This is a genomic window from Actinosynnema sp. NPDC050801 (genome assembly GCF_040673975.1).
In the GTDB taxonomy this organism is placed as follows: domain Bacteria; phylum Actinomycetota; class Actinomycetes; order Mycobacteriales; family Pseudonocardiaceae; genus Actinosynnema.
In genome coordinates, this window is record NZ_JBFAQZ010000003.1 from 363,888 (window position 1) to 382,700 (window position 18,813).

11 protein-coding genes are annotated in these 18,813 nt (G+C 72.5%); 7 read left to right on the forward strand and 4 right to left on the reverse strand.

Features of this window, described 5'->3' with window-relative positions; genetic code table 11:
• Positions 1–36: 36 nt before the first annotated feature.
• A complete protein-coding gene (locus AB0K14_RS09660; protein ID WP_360459807.1) occupies positions 37–1,686 on the forward strand; it encodes a ricin-type beta-trefoil lectin domain protein in 1,650 nt (549 codons plus the stop codon).
• Positions 1,687–1,725: 39 nt separating this feature from the next.
• Positions 1,726–2,772, forward strand: a complete 1,047-nt coding sequence (locus AB0K14_RS09665) for a LacI family DNA-binding transcriptional regulator (RefSeq protein WP_360459809.1) — start codon at positions 1,726–1,728, stop codon at positions 2,770–2,772.
• Positions 2,773–2,784: 12 nt separating this feature from the next.
• Here AB0K14_RS09665 and AB0K14_RS09670 read toward each other — a convergent pair whose 3' ends face one another.
• Entirely contained in the window at positions 2,785–3,771 is a 987-nt protein-coding gene (locus tag AB0K14_RS09670) for a WYL domain-containing protein (RefSeq protein WP_360459811.1), read from the reverse strand.
• Positions 3,772–3,873: 102 nt separating this feature from the next.
• On the opposite strand from AB0K14_RS09670, the gene AB0K14_RS09675 reads away from it, so the two are divergent.
• Together AB0K14_RS09675 and AB0K14_RS09680 are read left to right on the forward strand one after the other, a co-directional pair.
• Positions 3,874–4,296 (forward strand): VOC family protein, encoded by a 423-nt coding sequence (locus AB0K14_RS09675; protein ID WP_360459813.1) that lies wholly within the window; start codon positions 3,874–3,876, stop codon positions 4,294–4,296.
• Positions 4,297–4,729: 433 nt separating this feature from the next.
• Positions 4,730–10,138 carry a LamG-like jellyroll fold domain-containing protein gene (locus AB0K14_RS09680; protein ID WP_360459815.1) on the forward strand — a complete coding sequence of 1,803 codons (5,409 nt, stop codon included), beginning with the start codon at positions 4,730–4,732 and terminating at the stop codon, positions 10,136–10,138.
• 69 nt (positions 10,139–10,207) lie between these two features.
• Here AB0K14_RS09680 and AB0K14_RS09685 read toward each other — a convergent pair whose 3' ends face one another.
• On the reverse strand, positions 10,208–10,603 hold the full coding sequence (locus AB0K14_RS09685; RefSeq protein WP_360459833.1) for a VOC family protein: 396 nt from the start codon (positions 10,601–10,603) through the stop codon (positions 10,208–10,210).
• Between the two features lie 92 nt (positions 10,604–10,695).
• Between AB0K14_RS09685 and AB0K14_RS09690 the strand changes: the two genes are divergently transcribed.
• Positions 10,696–13,935, forward strand: coding sequence for a BTAD domain-containing putative transcriptional regulator (locus tag AB0K14_RS09690; protein WP_360459817.1), 3,240 nt, complete (start codon positions 10,696–10,698; stop codon positions 13,933–13,935).
• Here the strand turns inward: AB0K14_RS09690 and AB0K14_RS09695 are convergent, their stop codons facing one another.
• Both AB0K14_RS09695 and AB0K14_RS09700 read right to left on the reverse strand, forming a co-directional pair.
• Complete coding sequence (locus AB0K14_RS09695) at positions 13,936–15,162, reverse strand: cytochrome P450 (protein ID WP_360459819.1); 1,227 nt, start codon at positions 15,160–15,162, stop codon at positions 13,936–13,938. It abuts the gene before it with no gap.
• 78 nt (positions 15,163–15,240) lie between these two features.
• The gene (locus AB0K14_RS09700; RefSeq protein WP_360459821.1) at positions 15,241–16,077 is read right to left on the reverse strand and encodes a metalloregulator ArsR/SmtB family transcription factor; all 837 of its coding nucleotides are present in this window, start codon (positions 16,075–16,077) and stop codon (positions 15,241–15,243) included.
• A gap of 100 nt (positions 16,078–16,177) precedes the next feature.
• Here AB0K14_RS09700 and AB0K14_RS09705 point away from each other — a divergent pair, with 100 nt between their 5' ends.
• Together AB0K14_RS09705 and AB0K14_RS09710 are read left to right on the forward strand one after the other, a co-directional pair.
• Positions 16,178–17,500 (forward strand): FAD-dependent oxidoreductase, encoded by a 1,323-nt coding sequence (locus tag AB0K14_RS09705; RefSeq protein ID WP_360459823.1) that lies wholly within the window; start codon positions 16,178–16,180, stop codon positions 17,498–17,500.
• Positions 17,487–18,731 carry an MFS transporter gene (locus tag AB0K14_RS09710; RefSeq protein WP_360459825.1) on the forward strand — a complete coding sequence of 415 codons (1,245 nt, stop codon included), beginning with the start codon at positions 17,487–17,489 and terminating at the stop codon, positions 18,729–18,731. The genes AB0K14_RS09705 and AB0K14_RS09710 overlap by 14 nt, the downstream gene beginning before the upstream one ends.
• The last annotated feature ends 82 nt before the right edge of the window (positions 18,732–18,813 follow it).

An 18,813-nucleotide genomic window follows, 5' to 3' on the forward strand; every position in this document is an offset into this window, starting at 1 on the left:
CGAGCCCGCGTTACGTGGAACGTTCAAGGAGAGGCAATGGCGCCTGCCGGCTTGCCCAGGAGATTGAGCCATGTGGTGATGGCGGCGGTCGCCGCCGCGGCGGTGCTGTTCGCCGCACCGGACCACCCGGCGGCACAGGCCGCGCCCGGTAGCCCGGCGGTCACCCCACCGCTGGGCTGGAACTCGTGGAACACCTTCGGCTGCAACATCAACGAGACGGTGATCCGCCAGGCGGCGGACGCGATGGTCGGCTCCGGCATGGCCGCGGCCGGCTACCGGTACGTCGTGGTGGACGACTGCTGGTTCGACCCGCAGCGCGACGCGCAGGGCAACCTGCGCGCCCACCCGACCAGGTTCCCCGCCGGCATGAAGGCGCTGGGCGACTACATCCACGGCCGCGGCCTGAAGTTCGGCATCTACATGGCCCCGACCGACCGCACCTGCGCCCAGCGGGTCGGCAACTACCCCGGCTCGACCGGCAGCGGCGGCCGGGAGGCGCAGGACGCCCGCACGTTCGCCTCCTGGGGTGTGGACTACCTCAAGTACGACTGGTGCTCGCCCGAGGGCACCCGCGACCAGCAGATCGCCCGGTTCACCACCATGCGCGACGCGCTCCGCGCCACGGGTCGGCCGATCGTGTACAGCATCAACCCCAACAGCCTGCACGCCATCACCGGCGACAAGTACAACTGGGGCGAGGTCGCCGACCTCTGGCGGACCACCGAGGACCTGCTCGACATCTGGCAGAACGGCAACACCAACAGCTACCCCATGGGTGTGGGCAACGTCGTGGACGTGACTGCGCCGCTGGCCGCCCAGGCCGGTCCCGGGCACTGGAACGACCCGGACATGCTCGTCGTCGGCCGTCCCGGGCTCAGCCTCACCGAGTCGCGGGCGCACTTCGCGCTGTGGGCCCTGATGGCCGCGCCGCTGATGGCGGGCAACGACATCCGCTCGATGTCGACCGACGTCAGCGCGATCCTGCGCAACCCGCGGCTGATCGCGGTGAACCAGGACCCGCTCGGCGCGGGTGGCCGCCGGGTGCGCGACGACGGCAACACCGAGGTGTTCGCCAAGCCGCTGGGCGACGGGTCGGTCGCGGTCGGCCTGTTCAACCGCGGGGGTGGCAGCACGACCGTCTCCACCACGGCCGCGCAGGTCGGGCTGTCCGGGAGCTCGTTCACCCTGACCGACCTGTGGACCGGCGCCACCGGCTCGTCCGCCGGCACCATCTCCGCGACCGTGCCGGCGCACGGTGTCGCGGTGTACCGCGTCAGCGGCGGCAGCGCCCTGGCCACCACCACCGGCAGGCTGCGGGGCGCCGCGTCCGGGCGGTGCGTGGACGTCGACAACGCCTCCACCGCGGCCGGGGCCGCCACGCTGCTCTGGGACTGCCACACGGCGGCGAACCAGCTCTGGACCAGCTGGGCGGGCGGTGAGGTCCGGGTGTTCGGGAACATGTGCCTCGACGCCGACAACCAGGGCACCACCAACGGCACGCGGGTCATCACGTGGACGTGCAACGGTCAGGCCAACCAGCGGTGGACGTTCGCCGCCGACGGCTCGATCCGCAACGTCCACGCCGGGCTCTGCCTCGACGCCGACCGGGCGGGCACGGCCAACGGCACGGCGTTGCTCCTGTGGACTTGCAACGGGCAGCCCAACCAGCGGTGGGCTCGCGCGTAGGCCGCACCACGCCCCACCGCGATGGTGGATCATGTGCGGATGCGCGCAGGAGGCGAGGACCCGGAGAACGGCTCGAAGCGGCGGAGGCGGCGCGTCGGCATCGTCGACGTGGCCGCCGCCGCCGGCGTGTCGCGCCAGACCGTGTCCAACGTCCTCAACGGACGCTCCGAGTACTACTCGGAGCCGACCCGCGAGAAGGTGGCGGCGGCCATGCTGTCGCTGGGTTACCAGCCCGACCGCGCCGCGCAGAGCCTTCGGTCGCGGCGCACCAGGCAGATCGGCTACCACATCTTCGGCGAGCAGCTCGACCTCGCGCAGGGCTTCACGCTCCACTTCCTCCAGTCCCTGGTGAAGTCCGCCGCCGAGGTCGACCACCAGGTCCTGGTGTTCACCCACCGCCACGACGACCCGCTGGCGGTGTTCGAGGACCTCGTCGCACGACACGCCGTGGACGCGTTCGTCCTGTCGGAGTCCGGCGTGGACGACCCGCGGGCCCGCTTCCTGGCCGACAACGGCATCCCGTTCGCCTGCTTCGGCCGCCTCGCACCGGACCTGCCGCAGCACTGGGTGGACGTGGACAACGTCGCCGGGATGCGGGCGGTGATCGACCTGCTCGTGGCCGACGGCCACGTCCGGTTCGCCTACCTCGGCGCCGACGGCGACCAGTACTGGAAGGTCGAGCGCCGGGAGGGCTTCACGCAGGGCCTGGCCGAGCACGGCATCCGGGCGCCCAAGGCGTCCGTCTTCCAGGGCTCCGACCAGGGCATCCGACGCCGCGCTCGGCGGCTGCTCGGCGACCGGAACCCGCCGACCGCGATCGTGACCGGCAGTGACGCGGTCGGCGCGGTCGTCGTGCACGTCGCCCAGGCCCTCGGCCTGCGGGTGGGCGTCGACGTCGCGATCACCGGCTTCGACGGCGGTGCCGTCGGCCTGATGAGCGAACCCACCCTGACCACCGCCCGCATCCCGGTCGAGCTCGTCTCCGAGCACCTGATCGCCCGCTGCCTGCGCCAGGTCGAGCACGGCCACGACGGCCGACCGGGCCTACTGCTGCCCACCGAGCTGGTGCGCGGCGACAGCACCTGAGCACCGGTCCCGTCACCCGTCCGGTCCCGGGTGTGGTGCCGCCGCCTTGGCGTAGCGGTGGGCCAGGCGGGCGAAGGCGTCCTTGAGCTCGGTCGGCCCCACGACCTCGATGTCGGCGTCGAACCTGCCGATGGCGGTGGCCAGGCCGGCCCACGACCACGATCCCGAGGTGAGCCGGCAGCGGTCCGGGCCGAGCGGCTCGACCACCCCGTCGTGGGCGTACGGCGCCACCTCGGCGGCGGGCAGGTCGAGGACCACCTCGCCGCGGCACGGCCGACCGCCGGAGTCGTCGGAGCCGGAGAACCTGGCGGCGACGAAGCCGGCCACGTCGCCTCCCGGCAGTGCACGCGGGGTGAAGCGGGGGCCGGTGGGCGTGCGCGGCGTGATCCGGTCGACGCGGAACGTGCGCCAGTCGTCGCGGTCGAGGTCCCAGGCGACGAGGTACCACCGACCGCCCCGGGTCACGACGTGGTGCGGCTCCACCCGGCGCGGTGGCGTCGCGACGGGGTCGACCTCCTCCGGGGTGGCGGCGTAGTCGAAGCGCAGCACTTCGCGGGCGTGGACGGCTCCGCTGATCGCGAGCAGCACGCCGCTGTCGAACGGCGGTGCGGCGGGACGTTCGACGGCGGTCACCTGGAGGGTGTCGACGCGGTGGCGCAACCGCGCGGGCATGACCTGGCGGACGGTGGTCAGCGCCCGTGCCGCGGCTTCCCCGATGCCGGCGCCGGTGGTGGCGATCCGGAGTGCCACGGCCAGGGCGACGGCCTGGTCGTCGTCGAACAGCAGCGGCGGCAGTTGGGTGCCCGCGCCGAGCCGGTAGCCCCCGTCCGGGCCCTTCACGGCCTCGATGGGGTAGCCGAGCTCGCGCAGGCGGTCGACGTCGCGGCGCACCGTGCGCGGGCTGACCTCCAGCCGTTCGGCCAGCAACGCCCCCGGCCAGTCCCGGCGCGCCTGCAACAGCGACAGCAGCGACAGCAGTCGCGCTGAGGTTTTCGGCATGGTCCCATCCTGCCCGAAGTAGAGGACACACCCTGGCCGCTTCCCCTGCGACCGTTGGCCCACAGCAGGCAGCAGGCAGCCGGCACGAATCAGGGAGCGATCTTGTCCGTCACGACCACGACCCACCTGAACTTCCGCGGCGACGCGCACGCGGCACTGGAGTTCTACCGATCGGTGTTCGGCGGCCACCTCGCCGTCGTCACGTACTCCGACGCCGGGAACGTGCAGGAGGACGCCGATGCCGACAGGGTGATGTGGGGTCAGGTGCTCGCCGGGAACGGCTTCCACGTCATGGCCTACGACGTGCCGTCGCGGCTGGCGCACGACCCGGGTGAGAACTCGTTCTTCGTCTCCCTGCGCGGCGAGACCGTCGACGAGGTCACCGGGTACTGGGAGGCGCTCTCCGACGGTGCGACCGTCGTCATCCCGATGGGCCCGGCAGGCTGGGCTCCCGCCTACGGGATGCTGCGGGACCGCTTCGGCGTCGTCTGGGTCGTCGACGTCGTCAGCGAGCACAACGGCTGACGCACCGCGCCTCGGGTGGGCGGGAGCACGTTCTCGCCCACCCGCTCGTCCGGTGGCAGCGTTCGGTGCGGCCGGGCGCGTGGTCGAAGCCCTGGCCGAACCACGACGACCGGCGGTTCGCAGAGATCGCGGATCCATCCACTGTAGACAGATCGCGGTTCGGCCGCATGTCGGGCGCGACCGACGCACCGGCCGCCGCGGGCGGACTGGCCGAGACTCCTCCACGCGCGCGGGAAGAAGCCCCGCAGAACATGTCTTCCCCCCGGAACGAGTGGGACCCGACAGCCCCGACTGAAGGCACAGTAAGCCACGGGTGCCGCCCGGTGGAAGTACCTGGTGAGTCACAGGCCGGAGGAGCTAAGGTGCCCGCGCCGTCCATCGTGGCCAGTCGAGCCGAGGGAAACACACCGTGCGCCATAGACCTTCCGTCCGCGTGCCCGGATTCAGACGAGCGCTGACGCTGCTCGTCACGGGGACCGCGATCACGCTCGGAGCGGCTCTCGCTCCGCCCGTCGCCACCGCGTCCGAGCCCACACCCGCGCCACCACCGGCCACCGCGCCCGACGCGAGCACCCCGGCGCCCACGCCGACGGAGGTCAACGCCCTCGAAGCGGCGAAGAGCTCCGGCAAGGCGGTCGAGGTGGCCGAGAAGACCACCGAGACCTCCACCGTCCTGGCCAACCCGGACGGCACGTTCACGCTGCACTCGCACCCGCAACCGGTGCGGGTCAAGCAGAACGGCGCGTGGCGCGACGTCGACACCACGTTGACCAAGCGCCCGGACGGCGGCCTCGCCCCGGTGGCCGCCGCGATCGACGTGGTCTTCTCAGGCGGCGGGTCCACGCCGATGGTCACCATGACCGAGGCCGACAAGTCGCTGTCGCTGGCCTGGCCGACGCCGCTGCCCGAGCCGGTGCTCGACGGCAGCACGGCCACCTACCCGGACGTGCTCCCCGGTGTCGACCTGCGGGTCACCGCGGGCACCATCGGGTATTCGCAGGTCCTCGTCGTCAAGGACGCCAAGGCCGCGGCCGACCCCGCGCTGAGGGCGCTGAAGTTCACCGCGGTCGGCAAGGGCGTCGCCCTCGACCGGTCCAGCAAGAGCCTGAGCGCCAAGGACAGCCACGGCAACCCGGTGTTCTCCGGGTCGACGCCCGTCATGTGGGACTCCACCCGTGACGACAAGGTCGGGCCCGCGCCGAGCGCGACCGAACCGGGCAGCGGCAAGCTGTCCGCGCTGGAGCTGTCGACCCGCGAGGTCGACGGCCCGGCCTCGGTCGAGCTGACGGTCGTCCCGGACCCGAAGGCGCTGACCGGCCCCGACGTCCGGTACCCGCTGTACATCGACCCGGTGATGTCGCGCAACAAGGAGTCGTGGCTCGAAGTCACCGACGAGGACTGGCAGTACTACAACGCGACCATGGACGCCCAGGTCGGCAACTGCGGCAACTGGACCGGGTGCGACGGCAACTGGGTCGCGCGTTCGTTCTTCAAGTTCGTGACCCCGGACCTGCAGTCGCGCAACGGCCGCAAGGCCACCCTGTGGAGCGCTTGGATGGTCGCGCTGCAGACGCACGGCACCAGCTGCACCGCCGAGTCGACCACCGTCTACCAGGTCGCACCCTTCTACTCCAACACCCGCTGGCCCGGACCGAACGGCCACGCCATCGACTCGAAGTCGTCCAACGCGGGCGACCAGTGCGGTGGCGCGCGCGACGTGGTGTTCAACGTCGGCCGGAGCGCGCAGGAGGTCATCGACGTCAACGCGGGCGACCTGCACATGGGCCTGCTCGCACCGGACGAGGGCAACAAGTTCCAGTGGAAGAAGTTCGGCAACAACCCGCGCCTCGAAGTGACGTTCTCCTTCCCGCCCAACGCCCCGTACGACCTGTCGGTGGGCAACGCGTTCGACTGCGGCAACGGCCTCATCACGCCGGACGCCTTCCCGACGCTGTACTCGCGGGCGACGGACAACAACGCCTCGCCGATGAACCTCGCGCTGTACACCGAGATCTGGGACACCGCGCACACCGCCAACAAGGCGAAGACCACCACCCCGCCGGAGATCGCGTCCGGCAGCCTCGGCAGCTGGCAGAGCGACGTCGACCTGGGCAACGGCACCTACGACTTCAAGGTCACCGCGCACAACATCTTCCCCGGTGACGGCACCAAGAACCTGTGGGCGGGCGTCTGGTCGCCGTGGCTGAGGTTCACCACGCGCAGCGTGCCGATCACGCAGGTGCCCACGATCACCAGCGGCGACTACCCGCAGGGGTACTGGGGCAAGCCGCAGAACCAGCCGGGTACGTTCACCTTCACGGCGCTCGGCACCTCGAACCTGGCCGGGTTCACCTACTCCTTCAACGGTTCCGGCACCCAGGTCGCGCCCACGAACTCGGACTGCGCCTACGACAGGACGTTCGGCACCGACGGCGGGTGGGTCACCGCCGCGGGCGGCCGGGGCACCATCACCGTGCCGCCGACGCTGAGCCCGGGCTACCACACGCTGCACGTGCGCAGCTTCGACGACGCGCACAAGCTCTCGCCGGAATCGCAGGCGTACGCGTTCTACGTGGCGCCGAGCTACGTCACGCCCGCGCCGACCCAGCGCATCGAGGGCGAGACCCTCGCGCTCAGCGGCATCGGCAGCGGCCAGCTCAGCGCGACGCCCGCCGACGACCCGCTCGTGTCCGGCGGCAAGTACCTGAAGCTGGTCGCGAACACCGACGGCGCCACCGGGAAGATCGCCTTCACCGTGCCGGCGACCGGGGACTACGACCTCACCGCGGGGATGGTGTCGAACAAGAACATGCCCGACCAGGTGCGGTTCACCCTCGACGGTCGCGAACTGGCCGGCTACTACTCGGGTGGCACCCAGACCACGACCCGGACGTACGACCTGCCGCTGGCCGGCATGCGGCTGTCCGCCGGGCAGCACGTCCTGGGCGTGAAGCTGAACATGAAGTGGGATTCGACCGCGACGATGTTCCTGGCGGGCCTGGACTACCTGCACCTGTCGCCGACGGTGAAGCTCGACGCGGAGGTGCTGCCGGAGGTCTCGACCGACAAGCCGCTCGTGCGCTGGGGCGGCTGCTGCAACATGCCGGTGAAGAGCAACAGCTACCTGTACTTCGACGGTGACGGCGTCGGCCAGTCGTTCAGCCTCAAGGTCACGACGCCGATCGAGGCGGACTACGCGATCGGCGCGGGCTTCGCGAAGTCCCCCAGCTACGGCACGTGGTCGGTCGGCGTGGACGGGAGCCCGCTCGGCACCACCTCGGTCGACGGCTACAGCGACACCTTCACCGCCGGATTCGCACCGCTCGGCGGGGTGCACCTGACCGCGGGCGAGCACGTGGTGACGTTCACGACCACGGGCACGAACCCGAACAGCACCGACATCCGCTACCGGATCGGGATCGACTACCTCACCCTCATCCCGGTCAACAACGTCACCACGGCGAGCTTCGCCGACGCGATGAACAACAAGGGCATCAGCTCGGACGGCACGACGACGGCGGTGCTGGACTACTTCGGCGCGAGCCTGTCCGCGCAGACGCTGGCCGCGGCGGGGCTCGCGCCGGGCAACAAGGTGACGATCAGCGGCGCGACGTTCACCATGCCCGCGGCGAACGCGGCAGGTAACGACAACGTGGTGGCGATCGGGCAGACGATCCCGTTCCCGGCCGAGCAGCAGGTGAAGGCGAACGCGGTCGGCCTGATCGTCACCAGCACGTGCGGCAAGACGCTGCCGCGCACCGGCACGATCACCTACACCGACGGCACCACGTCGAACCCGCTGTTCCCGGAGGCCGCCGAGTGGACCTGGCTGCCCGACGACCCGATCGGCATCAAGCTGCCGTACCGCAACGCGGGCCTGTCCAAGCAGACCAACTACCACCCGGTGCTCTACCCGGTGTTCGTGCCGGCCGACCCGACCAAGACGGTCAAGTCCATCACGCTGCCGAACTACGGGACCGGCTTCCTGGCCGGCACCTGTGACCCGGCTCCGGCGCTGCACGTCTTCGCGATGGCTCCCCGGCCGGTGGGCGCGGGCTGGGTCGGCGCGTGGGCCGCGCCGGCCGACAACGCCGTGGTCGTGCCGAACGGGTTCGCCGACCGGACCCTGCGCACCGTGCTCAAGCCCACCGTCACCGGCGCCCAGGTGCGGGTGAAGTTCGCGAACACGGTCAGCAGCACCCCGGCGACCATCGACGCGGCGACCGTGGCGGCGCAGTCGGGCACCGGCGCGACGACCACCGGCACGCCGGTGCCGCTGAAGTTCGGCGGCGCCGCCTCGGTGACCATCCCGGCCGGTGGCGAGGTGTACAGCGACCCGGTCGCGATGCCGACCGGCGGCAACCTCGTGGTCAGCCTGCACCTGCCGACGGCGGTGCCGCAGGCGCCGGTGCACGGCGAGGCGAACGCGCCGACGTACCTCGCGTCCGGCAACGTCGTGGGCAACGTCGACGGCGCTCCGTTCACCACGACGTTGAACGGCAGCTACTACGTGTCCGCGGTGGACGTGTCGACCGCGGATCCGGGCCACGGCACCGTCGTGGTGCTCGGCGACCAGCTGACGGCGCAGGCCCCTCCCGGTCCGGCGCAGCGCAACACGTGGGTGGACAACCTGCCCGGCAAGCTCGCCGCGTCCGGGGGCACCCTGCCCGGCGGCCTGATCAACGCGAGCCGGGCGGGCATCCCGGACACCGGGCGCTGGAGGATGACCGACGGCAGCGGCACCACCGCGCGCGACTTCACGGGCGGTGCCAACGCCACGGCGGCCGGCGGCGTCACGTGGAGCACCGACCACAACGGGTCCGCGGTCCTCGACGGCTCCACCGGGCACTTCCAGACGGCTTCGAAGGTCCTGGACACCGGCCGGAGCTTCAGCGTCTCCGCCTGGGTGAAGGTCAACGACCTGAGCAGGTCCTACACCGCGGTGGCCCAGGACGGCGGCTCGGTCAGCTCCTTCGCGCTGCAGTACTACCAGCCGCACCGCCGCTGGTCGTTCACGGTGGTGCGGTCGGACTCGACCGTCGTCGCGCCGACGCTGACGTCGTCGAGCACGTTGGCGGAGATCGGCAGGTGGACGCACCTGGTGGGCACCTACGACGCCACGACGCGGACGACCCGGTTGTACGTGGACGGGGTGCACCAGGTGGCCGCGAGCAACGTGACCGTCTTCCCCGGCAACGGCCCGCTCACCATCGGCCGCCGGAAGTCGAACGGGCAGCCGGCCGAGTACCTCAACGGCGCGATCGCGGACGTCCGCGTGCACCAGCGGGCGCTGGCGCCGCTCGACGCCCAGTGGTCGTTCTGGCAGAAGGACTGGAACGCGTTCCCGAACACCGGGTCCGTCGGCGCGGGCAACATCAAGCTGGAGGTCGACCGCTCGGTGCTCAGCGCGCCCGGTGTGCGCACGGTGCTGCTGGCGGCGGGTGCGAACACCGTCCTGCGCGGCGGGACAGCCGCCGAGGCGCGGGCGGGCCTGGAGCTGCTGATCAAGGCGGGCAGCCCGACGGGGATGAAGCGGCAACTCCGGCCGGACGGCACGCCGGTGCACGTCATCCTGACCACGGTGCCGCCGTTGGGGCTCGACGGGGCCGATCCCCGCGAGGTGCAGCGCAGGCAGCTCAACAGCGACATGATGGCCCACTTCGCGGACTACGGCGCCGACTACGTCGTGGACTTCGACGCGGCCGTCCGCAGCGGGGCCGATCCCGGGAAGGTCGCTCCGGAGTACCTGACGGGCGGCGTGGCGAACGGCGCCTACCACGACCGGATCGCGCAGTTCCTCGCTGACGCGATCAACGACTTCCCGCCGAGGGCCGAGCTCTAGGACGTTCGGTCGCACGAGGGCCACTCCCGCTCCGGGGGTGGCCCTCGTGCCTTTTCCGGGCCGTCGGCGTCAGGCCGGACCGAGCAGGTCCCACCGATTGCCGGCGATGTCCAGGAACACCGCGACCCGCCCGTAGGGCTCCGGCCTGGGCGGGGTCACGAATTCAACACCTGCTGAAATCATCCGGTCGTAGACGGCGTCGAAGTCGTCGACGCGCAGGAAGAACCCGACGCGGCCGGCGACCTGGTCGCCCACGACAGCCTCCTGCCGCGGACCGTCGGCGCGGGCGAGCAGGATCCCCGTCCCGCCGCCGGGCGGCCGGACGACGACCCACCGCTTCGGCCGGCCGTCGTTGGTGAGCGACGGTGAGTCCTCCACCAGCTCGAAGCCCAGGACCTCGGTGAAGAAGCTGATCGCCGGGTCGTACTCGGCGACCACGACGGTGATGAGATCAAGGTGCACGATCGCGATCACACCACGCCGTGCCGTGGCCGGTGACCGGCGGGCGGCCGAGCGCTGCGAAGGGGCCGCCGATCGCCCGTGACAGAATCGGCTGGGTGCAGATCGGGATGCTTGGACCGTTCGTGGTGAGCACCGATGAGGGCGTCCTCGCCGACGTGCCGGGCGCCCGGTTGCGTGGGCTGTTGATCGCCCTCGCGCTCGACCCGGGTCGCGTGGTCCCGAAGGCGACGCTCGTCGACTGGATCTGGGGCGAGCGCCCGCCGTCCGACGCGACGAACGCCTTGCACCGCTTGGTCTCCCGGCTGCGGAAGGTGCTGCCGGACGGGGTGGTCGAGGGGCAGACCGACGGTTACCGGTTGCGGGTGGAACCCGACGCCGTCGACGCCGTGCGGTTCGAACGCCTCGTCGCGCGCGCCCGCCGTGACGACGACCCGCGGCGGGTCGGGCCGCTGCGCGAGGCCTTGGCGCTGTGGCGCGGTGCGGCCATGCAGGACGTCGGGTTGCCGGAGAGCGCGGCGTTCGACGCGGCGGTCACCCGGCTCGAAGGGCTGCGCCTGACCGCCATGGAGGACCGGTTCGACGCCGAGGTCGACCTCGGCCACGGCGCGGAGCTGGTCACGGAGCTGACCGACCTGGTGGCCGCGCACCCGGTGCGGGAACGGCTCGTCGCCGCCCTGATGCGCGCCCTCGTCGCGACCGGCCGCGACACCGAGGCGCTGCTCGTCTACCAGCGCACGAGGGAGGCGTTGGCCGACTCGCTCGGCGTCGACCCGTCGCCGGAGCTGGCCGCGGTGCACGTGGCGCTGCTGCGGGGCGAGCTCGGCCGGCGGGAGGACAACCGGAAGACCAACCTGCGGGCCGAGCTGACCAGCTTCGTCGGCAAGGAGGCCGACGTCGCCGCGGTCCGCGAACTGGTCGCCGAGCACCGGCTCACCACCGTGATCGGGCCGGGTGGTTCGGGCAAGACCAGGCTCGCCACCGAAACCGCGCGCACGCTGCTCGGCGACCTGCCGGACGGCGCCTGGCTGGTGGAACTCGCCACCATCGGCGCGGAGGGGCACACGAGGGGTGGGAACGACACTGCGGGTGGGCCCGAAGGGCAGAGGGGTGGGAACAACACTGCCGGCGGGCCTGCCGAGCATGGGGGCGAGAACAAGATCGCACAGTCGACGCTCGCCGGGCTCGGCCTGCGGGACGCACTGCTCGGCGGGGCGCCGCACGCGGAGCTGACGGACCGGCTCATCGCCGCCATCCGCGACCGCGAAGCGCTGCTCATCCTGGACAACTGCGAGCACGTGATCGAGTCGGCGGCGACGTTCGCCCATCGCGTGCTCGGCGAGTGCCGCCGGCTGCGCATCCTGGCGACCAGCAGGGAGCCGCTCGGCATCACCGGTGAGGCGCTGTGGCCGGTCGAGCCGCTGGCCCTGCCCCCGGAGGGCGCCGGTACCGACGAGGTCGAGTCCTCCCCCGCCGTCCGGTTGCTCCGGGACCGGGCCGCCGCCGTGCGCAAGGACCTCACGCTCGACGCCGACACGGTGGCGACGATGGCGCGCGTCTGCCGTGCGCTGGACGGGATGCCGCTGGCGATCGAACTGGCCGCGGCCAGGTTGCGCACGATGTCCGTCGAGCAGCTGGCCAACCGGCTCGACGACCGGTTCCGCCTGCTGACCGGGGGCAGCCGGACCGCGTTGCCGCGGCACCGGACGCTGCGCGCGGTGGTCGACTGGAGCTGGGAGCTGCTCACCGACGCCGAGCGGGTGGTCCTGCGCAGGCTGTCGGTGTTCTCCGGCGGGGCGGGTCTGGAGGCGGCCGAGCGGGTCTGCGTCGGTGACGCGGTCGAGCAGGAGCAGGTGCTCGAACTGCTCACCGCGCTGGCCGAGAAGTCGCTGCTGCGCGCCGAGGGCGACGGCGCACCGCGCTACCGGATGACCGGCACGATCAAGGAGTACGCGGGGCAGCGGCTCGCCGAGGCGGGCGAATCGGACCTGGCCCGCCGCGCGCACCTCACGTACTTCACCGAGCTGGCCGAGACCGCGGAGCCGCGCCTGCGCCGAGGCGAGCAGCTGGCCTGGCTCGCCACGCTCCACGGCGAGCACGACAACATCGGTTCCGCGATGCGCGGCGCGCTCGCGGCCGGCGAGGCGCACGCGGCGATGCGGCTCGCGGCGGGCGCCGGCTGGTACTGGTGGCTCAGCGGGCACAAGACCGAGGGCATGGAGCTGATCACCGCGGCCGCCGGCACGCCCGGTGAGGTGCCCGACGAGATCCGAGCCATCGTGTACGGCCTGATCTCGATGTTCGTCAACTCCGGGCCGGGTGACGAGCACCTGGCGGCCGAGTGGATCCTCAGGACCTACGACATCAGCACGCGGGTCCGCAGCGCCCACCCGGCGCTGAGGCTGGTCGCCCCGCTGGAACGACTGTTGCGCGCGCCGGACCCGGACGAGGTCGTGCCCGCGTGGGAGCTGTTGTTGGGCGACGAGGACCCCTGGGTGCGCGCACTGGCCCGGCTGCACATCGGCAAGATGCGGATGCTGCTGGGCCAGGGTGGGCGGGAGGTGGACGCCTACCTGGAGACGGCCCTCGGGGAGTTCCGGGCGCTCGGCGAGCGGTTCGGGATCTCCTTCGCCCTGTGCGAGCTGGCGGACCGGATCGCCATGCGCGGCGAGTTCGCCGGTGCGTGCGAGTACTACGAGCAGGCGATCGCGGTCATCATCGAGATCGGCGCCGTGGACGACGTGATCACGCTGCGGTCGCGACAGGCGCAGCTGTACTGGCTGCTCGGTGACGAGGAGGCCGCCTCGGCCGCCGCCGCCGAGGCTCAGCGCCACGCGGAGCGGGTCACCTGGCCGGGCACGCTGACGTCGCTGGCACTGTCGAAGGCGGAGCTCGCCCGGTGGCGCGGCGACACCGAGGAGGCACGCCGGCAGCTCTGCGTCATGACGACCGAGCTGGGGGACGAGGCTCGACAGGCGAACATCCGCGGGGTGACGCACGACCTGCTCGGCTACCTGACCGACGACCTCGGCGAGGCCCGTGCGCACCGCGTGGCGGCTTGCGAGGCCGCGGCCGAGGCGGGGCACGCCCCGTTGATCGCGCAGGTGCTGGTCGGGGTCGCGGACCTGGCGCTGCGCCGGGACGAGCACGCGCAGGCCGCGCGGCTGCTCGCGGCGAGCGCCGGCGTGCGCGGGTTGCAGGACCGCTCCCAACCGGACGTGGCCCGGATCGAGCGGGCCGCGCGGAACCGCCTCGGCGACGCGCGGTTCGCCGAGGCGGTCCGGGAGGGGACGGGGACGAGCTGGTCCGAGCTGGTCGCGGTCACGCTCGCCGCGTGACTACCGGGCCGGGTCCGTCCAGGTGACCGGCAGGGCGTGGACGCCGTAGATGTTCATGTCCGACTTGACCTCCACCTCGCCGGCCGGGACGGCCAGCTCCAGGGTCGGGAAGCGACGCAGCAGCCCTTCGAAGCCGGCGCGCATCTCGATGCGGGCCAGTTGCTGGCCGAGGCACTGGTGGACGCCGTGACCGAAGGACAGGTGGCCGCGCGCCTGGCGGCGCACGTCCAGGGCGTCGGGGCGGTCGAAGCGCCGGGGATCGCGGTTGGCGGCCAGCAACGAGACGACGACCGTCGATCCCTTGCCGATCGTCTCACCGCCGACCTCGACGTCCTCCGTGGCGTAGCGGTAGAAGATGTCGGCGACGCAGAGGTACCGCATCAGCTCCTCGACCGCGCCGGGGAGCAGGTCGGGGTCGGCGCGCAGTCCGGCCAGCTGCTCGGGGTGCTCCAGGAGCGCGAACGTGCCCAGCGCCAACATGTTCGCGGTGGTCTCGTGGCCCGCGAGCAGCAGCAGGAAGGCGATGCCGACCAGCTCGTCGATGGCGAGGTCGTCCTGGCGGGCCAGGTCGGACAGCAGGTCCTCGCCGGGTGCGGCGCGCTTGCCCGTGACCAGTTCGGCCAGGTACGCCGTCATCGCGCCGTACGCGGCCATCTTCTCGTCGAGCGCGACGTCCTTCTCCAGGAACTTGGCGGAGTTGACCTGGAACGTCTCCCGGTCCGCGTAGGGCACGCCGAGCAGCTCGCAGATCACCAGGGACGGCACCGGCAGCGCGAACTCCTCGACCAGGTCGACGGGCGGGGTCAGCTCCGCCATCCTGTCCAGCTGCCGCTCGACGGTGTCGGTGATCTGCGCTTCCAGCGTCTTCATGCGCTTGACGGTGAAGGCTCCGGTGAGCTTGCGCCGCAGCCGCGTGTGGTCCGGCGGGTCCATGCTGATGAACAGGCCAGGCACCTGCGGTGACGGTTCGGTGGCGGCGGGGATGCCGGGCGTCTCGTAGGGCACGTGGACGACGTCGACGTCCCGGCGGGAGCTGAACCGGGTGTCGGACATGACCTGGCGGACCTCGTCGTAGCCGGTGACGAGCCAGCCCTCGTGTCCGTCGGGGAAGACCAGGGGGCTGACCGGTCGGGCGTCGCGGAGCCGGGTGATCGCCCGGGGCGGGTCGAAGGGGCCGGCATCGCGATCCATGGGCAGGCCGTGCGGTACGGGAACCGTGTGGGTCATCGGACTTCCTCTCGTGATGGTGCCAACCATCACCGCCCGGTCCGCCACGGCCCTGTCACGCCCCTGACACGACCGGTCTCAGCAGGTCGGGGTGCGGCGTTCGAGCATCACGGTGTCGCGCCACACGCCGTGGTGCCGGGCGATGCGCTCGCGGACGCCCACGGTGCGGTAGCCGGCGGCGTGGTGCAGGGCGATGCTCGGCCGGTTCTCGGGGAAGATCGCGGTCTGCAACGTCCACAGCCCACCCTCGTCGGCCGCGGTGACCTGCCGGTGGAGCAGGGACTTGCCGACGCCGCGACCGCGGAAGCCCTCGCCGACGTAGACGGAGGTCTCGGCGACGCCGGAGTAGCACTCGCGGGTCGAGACCCCGGTGGCGGCGGCCCAGCCCGCGACCCGGCCGTCGACGACGGCGACCCAGCGGTGGTCGGGCAGCCACTTGGCCTCCAGCGTGCGGCGGCTCGGGGTCTCGGTCTCGAACGTCGCGTTGCCGGTGGCGATGCCCTCGGCGTAGATGCGGCGCACGTCGGCCCAGTCGTCGTCGGTCAGGGCGCGCACGGTGACGTCGGTGGGCAGGTCGGTCGGGCAGCACGGCCGCGTCACGATGGTGCCCATGACGGCGTCCGCGGCGTGCGGCAGGCCCGTGCAGCACGCCGGGTTGACCGACACCAGGGTCGCGGTGCCCTCCTTGCGCAGCCGGACGAAGCCCACGTCGGCGAGCTTGCGCAGGTGGTGCGAGCAGGTGGACTGGCTGACGCCGACGGCCTCGGTCAGCGCGCCCACGGTCATCTCGCCGGGGTGGGTGGCGACGGTGTGCAGCAGGCGCACCCGGGTCGGGTCGGCCAGGCAGGCGAACCACTCGGCGTAGGTCGAGGCGTCCTCGGGTGCGAGCCCGACCGCGGGCAGCGTCGTCGTCATGACCCCAGTCTATCGACCGCGCTCGATGGTTGCATTAATCGACCGCACTCGATACATTTCCCCCTGTTCGATCGAAGAGAGCCGATGAAAGGGGTAGCTCGTGACTGAGCTTCCAGTGGTCGTGGTGGGTGCGGGGCCGGTCGGGCTGGCCGCGGCGGCGCAGTTGCTCGAACGCGGCTTGCGGCCGTTGGTGCTGGAAGCGGGCCCGCAGGCGGGTGCGGCGGTGGCGCGGTGGCACCACGTGCGGCTGTTCTCGCAGTGGTCCGAGCTCGTCGACCCGGCCGCGCGGCGGTTGCTGGAGCCGACCGGCTGGACCGCGCCGGACGGCCAGGCCTACCCGACCGGCGCCGAGTGGGCGTCGCGGTACCTGGTGCCGCTGGCCGAGGCGCTGGACGAGCACGTCCGGGTGAACGCCCGCGTGGTCGGCGTGGCCCGCCGCGGCCGCGACCGGGTCGTCGACGCGGGTCGCGACACCGAGCCGCTGACCGTGCACGTCCGGACCGCCGACGGCGAGGAGCGCATCACCGCACGGGCCGTGGTCGACGCGTCGGGCACCTGGGGTTCACCCAACCCGCTGGGTGGTGACGGACTGCCGGCGATCGGGGAGCGCGCCGCGGCCGACCGGATCACCTACCACGTGCCCGACCTGGACCACGAGGTCGAGCGGTACGCGGGCAAGCGGGTCGCGGTGGCGGGCAGCGGGCACTCCGCGCTCACCGCCCTGATCGCGCTGACCGACCTGGCGGCCGAGCACCCCGGCACGCACGTGACGTGGCTGCTGCGCCGCGGCGCGGTCGGCAACGTCTTCGGCGGCGGCGAGGCCGACCAGCTGCCCGCCCGCGGTCGGCTGGGGCTGAAGGCGCGGGCCGCCGCGCAGGCCGGGCACGTCGAGGTGGTCACCGGCTTCCGCACCGCCGAGGTCGGGCGCGACGGCGACCGGCTGGTCCTGGTCTCGCAGGACGGGCACCGGCTGGACCCGGTGGACGAGGTCGTGGTGCTGACCGGGTTCCGGCCGGACCACTCGTGGCTGTCGGAGATCCGCCTCGACCTGGACCCGGTGTTGCAGGCGCCGACCAAGCTCGCGCCGCTGATCGACCCGAACGTGCACTCGTGCGGCACCGTCTACCCGCACGGCGCGAACGAGCTCCGCCAGCCGGAACCCGACGTCTACCTTGTGGGCATGAAGAGCTACGGGCGCGCGCCGACGTTCCTGGCGATGACCGGCTACGAGCAGGCGCGCAGCGTCGTCGCCGAGATCGCGGGCGACCACGAGGCCGCGGCCAAGGTCGAACTGACGTTGCCGGAGACCGGCGTGTGCGGCGGGTCCGGGGTGTTCGACGTCGAGCCGGCGGCCGCGGGCGGTTGCTGCGGCGCCCCGCCGGTGGCGGAGTTGGCGCTGACGGCTCCGAGTGCGCGCGCCTGACGTCCGGCAGCCCGGCACGATCGAGGGGCGTGCCGGGCTGCGCCGTGTCCTGGTGGTGCTCTGCCTGAGCCAGATCACCGGCTGGGGCATCCTCTTCTACGCCTTCCCGGTGCTCGCGCCGTCGATCAGCGCGAGCACCGGCTGGTCGCTGCCCGCCATCACCGCCGGGTTCTCCCTGGCCCAACTCGTCTCGGCCGCCGTCGGCGTGCCGCTGGGCCGGGTGCTCGACCGGCGCGGGCCCAGGCTGGTGATGGCGGTCGGGTCCGTCGTGGCGGCGCTCGCGGTCGTCGGCATGGCCACCGCGCGGTCGTTGGCAGTCTTCATCCTGGCGTGGGCGGTGATCGGCACGGCCATGGCGGCGGTGCTGTACCAGCCCGCGTTCGCCGCCCTGACCCGCTGGTACGGCGAACGCCGGGTCGGCGCCCTCACCGTGCTGACCCTGGCCGGCGGCCTGGCGAGCACGGTGTTCGCGCCGCTGACCGCGGGTCTGGCCGAGCACCTGGACTGGCGCGCGACCTACCTCGTGCTCGCCGCCGTGCTGGCCGTGGTCACGGTCCCCGCGCACGTGTTCGGCCTTCGCCGGCCGTGGCCACCGCACGAGCACGAGACCACCCACGCACCGGACGCGATCGCGCGCAGCAGACCGTTCGTCGTGCTGGTCGTCGCACTGAGCCTGGGCGCCTTCGCGGTGTACGCGGTCGTGGTCGCACTCGTGCCGCTGCTGGCCGAACGCGGCCTGTCCACCACCACCGCGGCCTGGGCACTCGGGCTCGGCGGCGTCGGCCAGGTCCTGGGACGCCTCGGTTACACCAGGTTCGTCGCGATCGCCGGCGTGCGCACCAGGACCGTGGTCGTGCTGCTCACCGCGTCGGCCACGACGCTCCTGTTGGGACTGATCCCCGGCCCGGCCGTCCTCCTCGTCGCGGCGGCCGTCCTCGCGGGCACCGCGCGCGGTGTCTTCACCCTCGTCCAGGCCACCGCCGTCACCGACCGCTGGAGCGCCGCCCACTACGGCCGGCTCAGCGGAGTGCTCAACGCACCCATGGCCGTCACCGCGGCGATCGCGCCCTGGGCGGCCACCGCGTTCGCGGGCGCACTCGGCGGCTACCCGGCGGTGTTCGTGCTGCTGGCCGTGCTCGGCGTCGTGGCGGCGGCCGCCTCGGTGAAGTCGGTGCCGCCGCCCACCGCGCCACGGGGCGTCCCCCCGACCGCGGCCGACGACCGCGACTAGCGGCGTCGGGTGGCGCGCACGACGCGTCGTGGAGGGGAACCGCGCGGCCGGCGAGCGTCCGGTCGCACCCCTGCGCCGTGGC

Excerpts from the sequence above, each read along its gene's own strand:
- AB0K14_RS09660 (WP_360459807.1), top strand. The coding sequence starts at position 37 with ATGGCGCCTGCCGGCTTGCCCAGGAGATTGAGCCATGTGGTGATGGCG.
- AB0K14_RS09670 (WP_360459811.1), bottom strand. The coding sequence starts at position 3,771 with ATGCCGAAAACCTCAGCGCGACTGCTGTCGCTGCTGTCGCTGTTGCAG.
- AB0K14_RS09665 (WP_360459809.1), top strand. The coding sequence starts at position 1,726 with ATGCGCGCAGGAGGCGAGGACCCGGAGAACGGCTCGAAGCGGCGGAGG.
- AB0K14_RS09700 (WP_360459821.1), bottom strand. The coding sequence starts at position 16,077 with ATGACGACGACGCTGCCCGCGGTCGGGCTCGCACCCGAGGACGCCTCG.
- AB0K14_RS09695 (WP_360459819.1), bottom strand. The coding sequence starts at position 15,162 with ATGACCCACACGGTTCCCGTACCGCACGGCCTGCCCATGGATCGCGAT.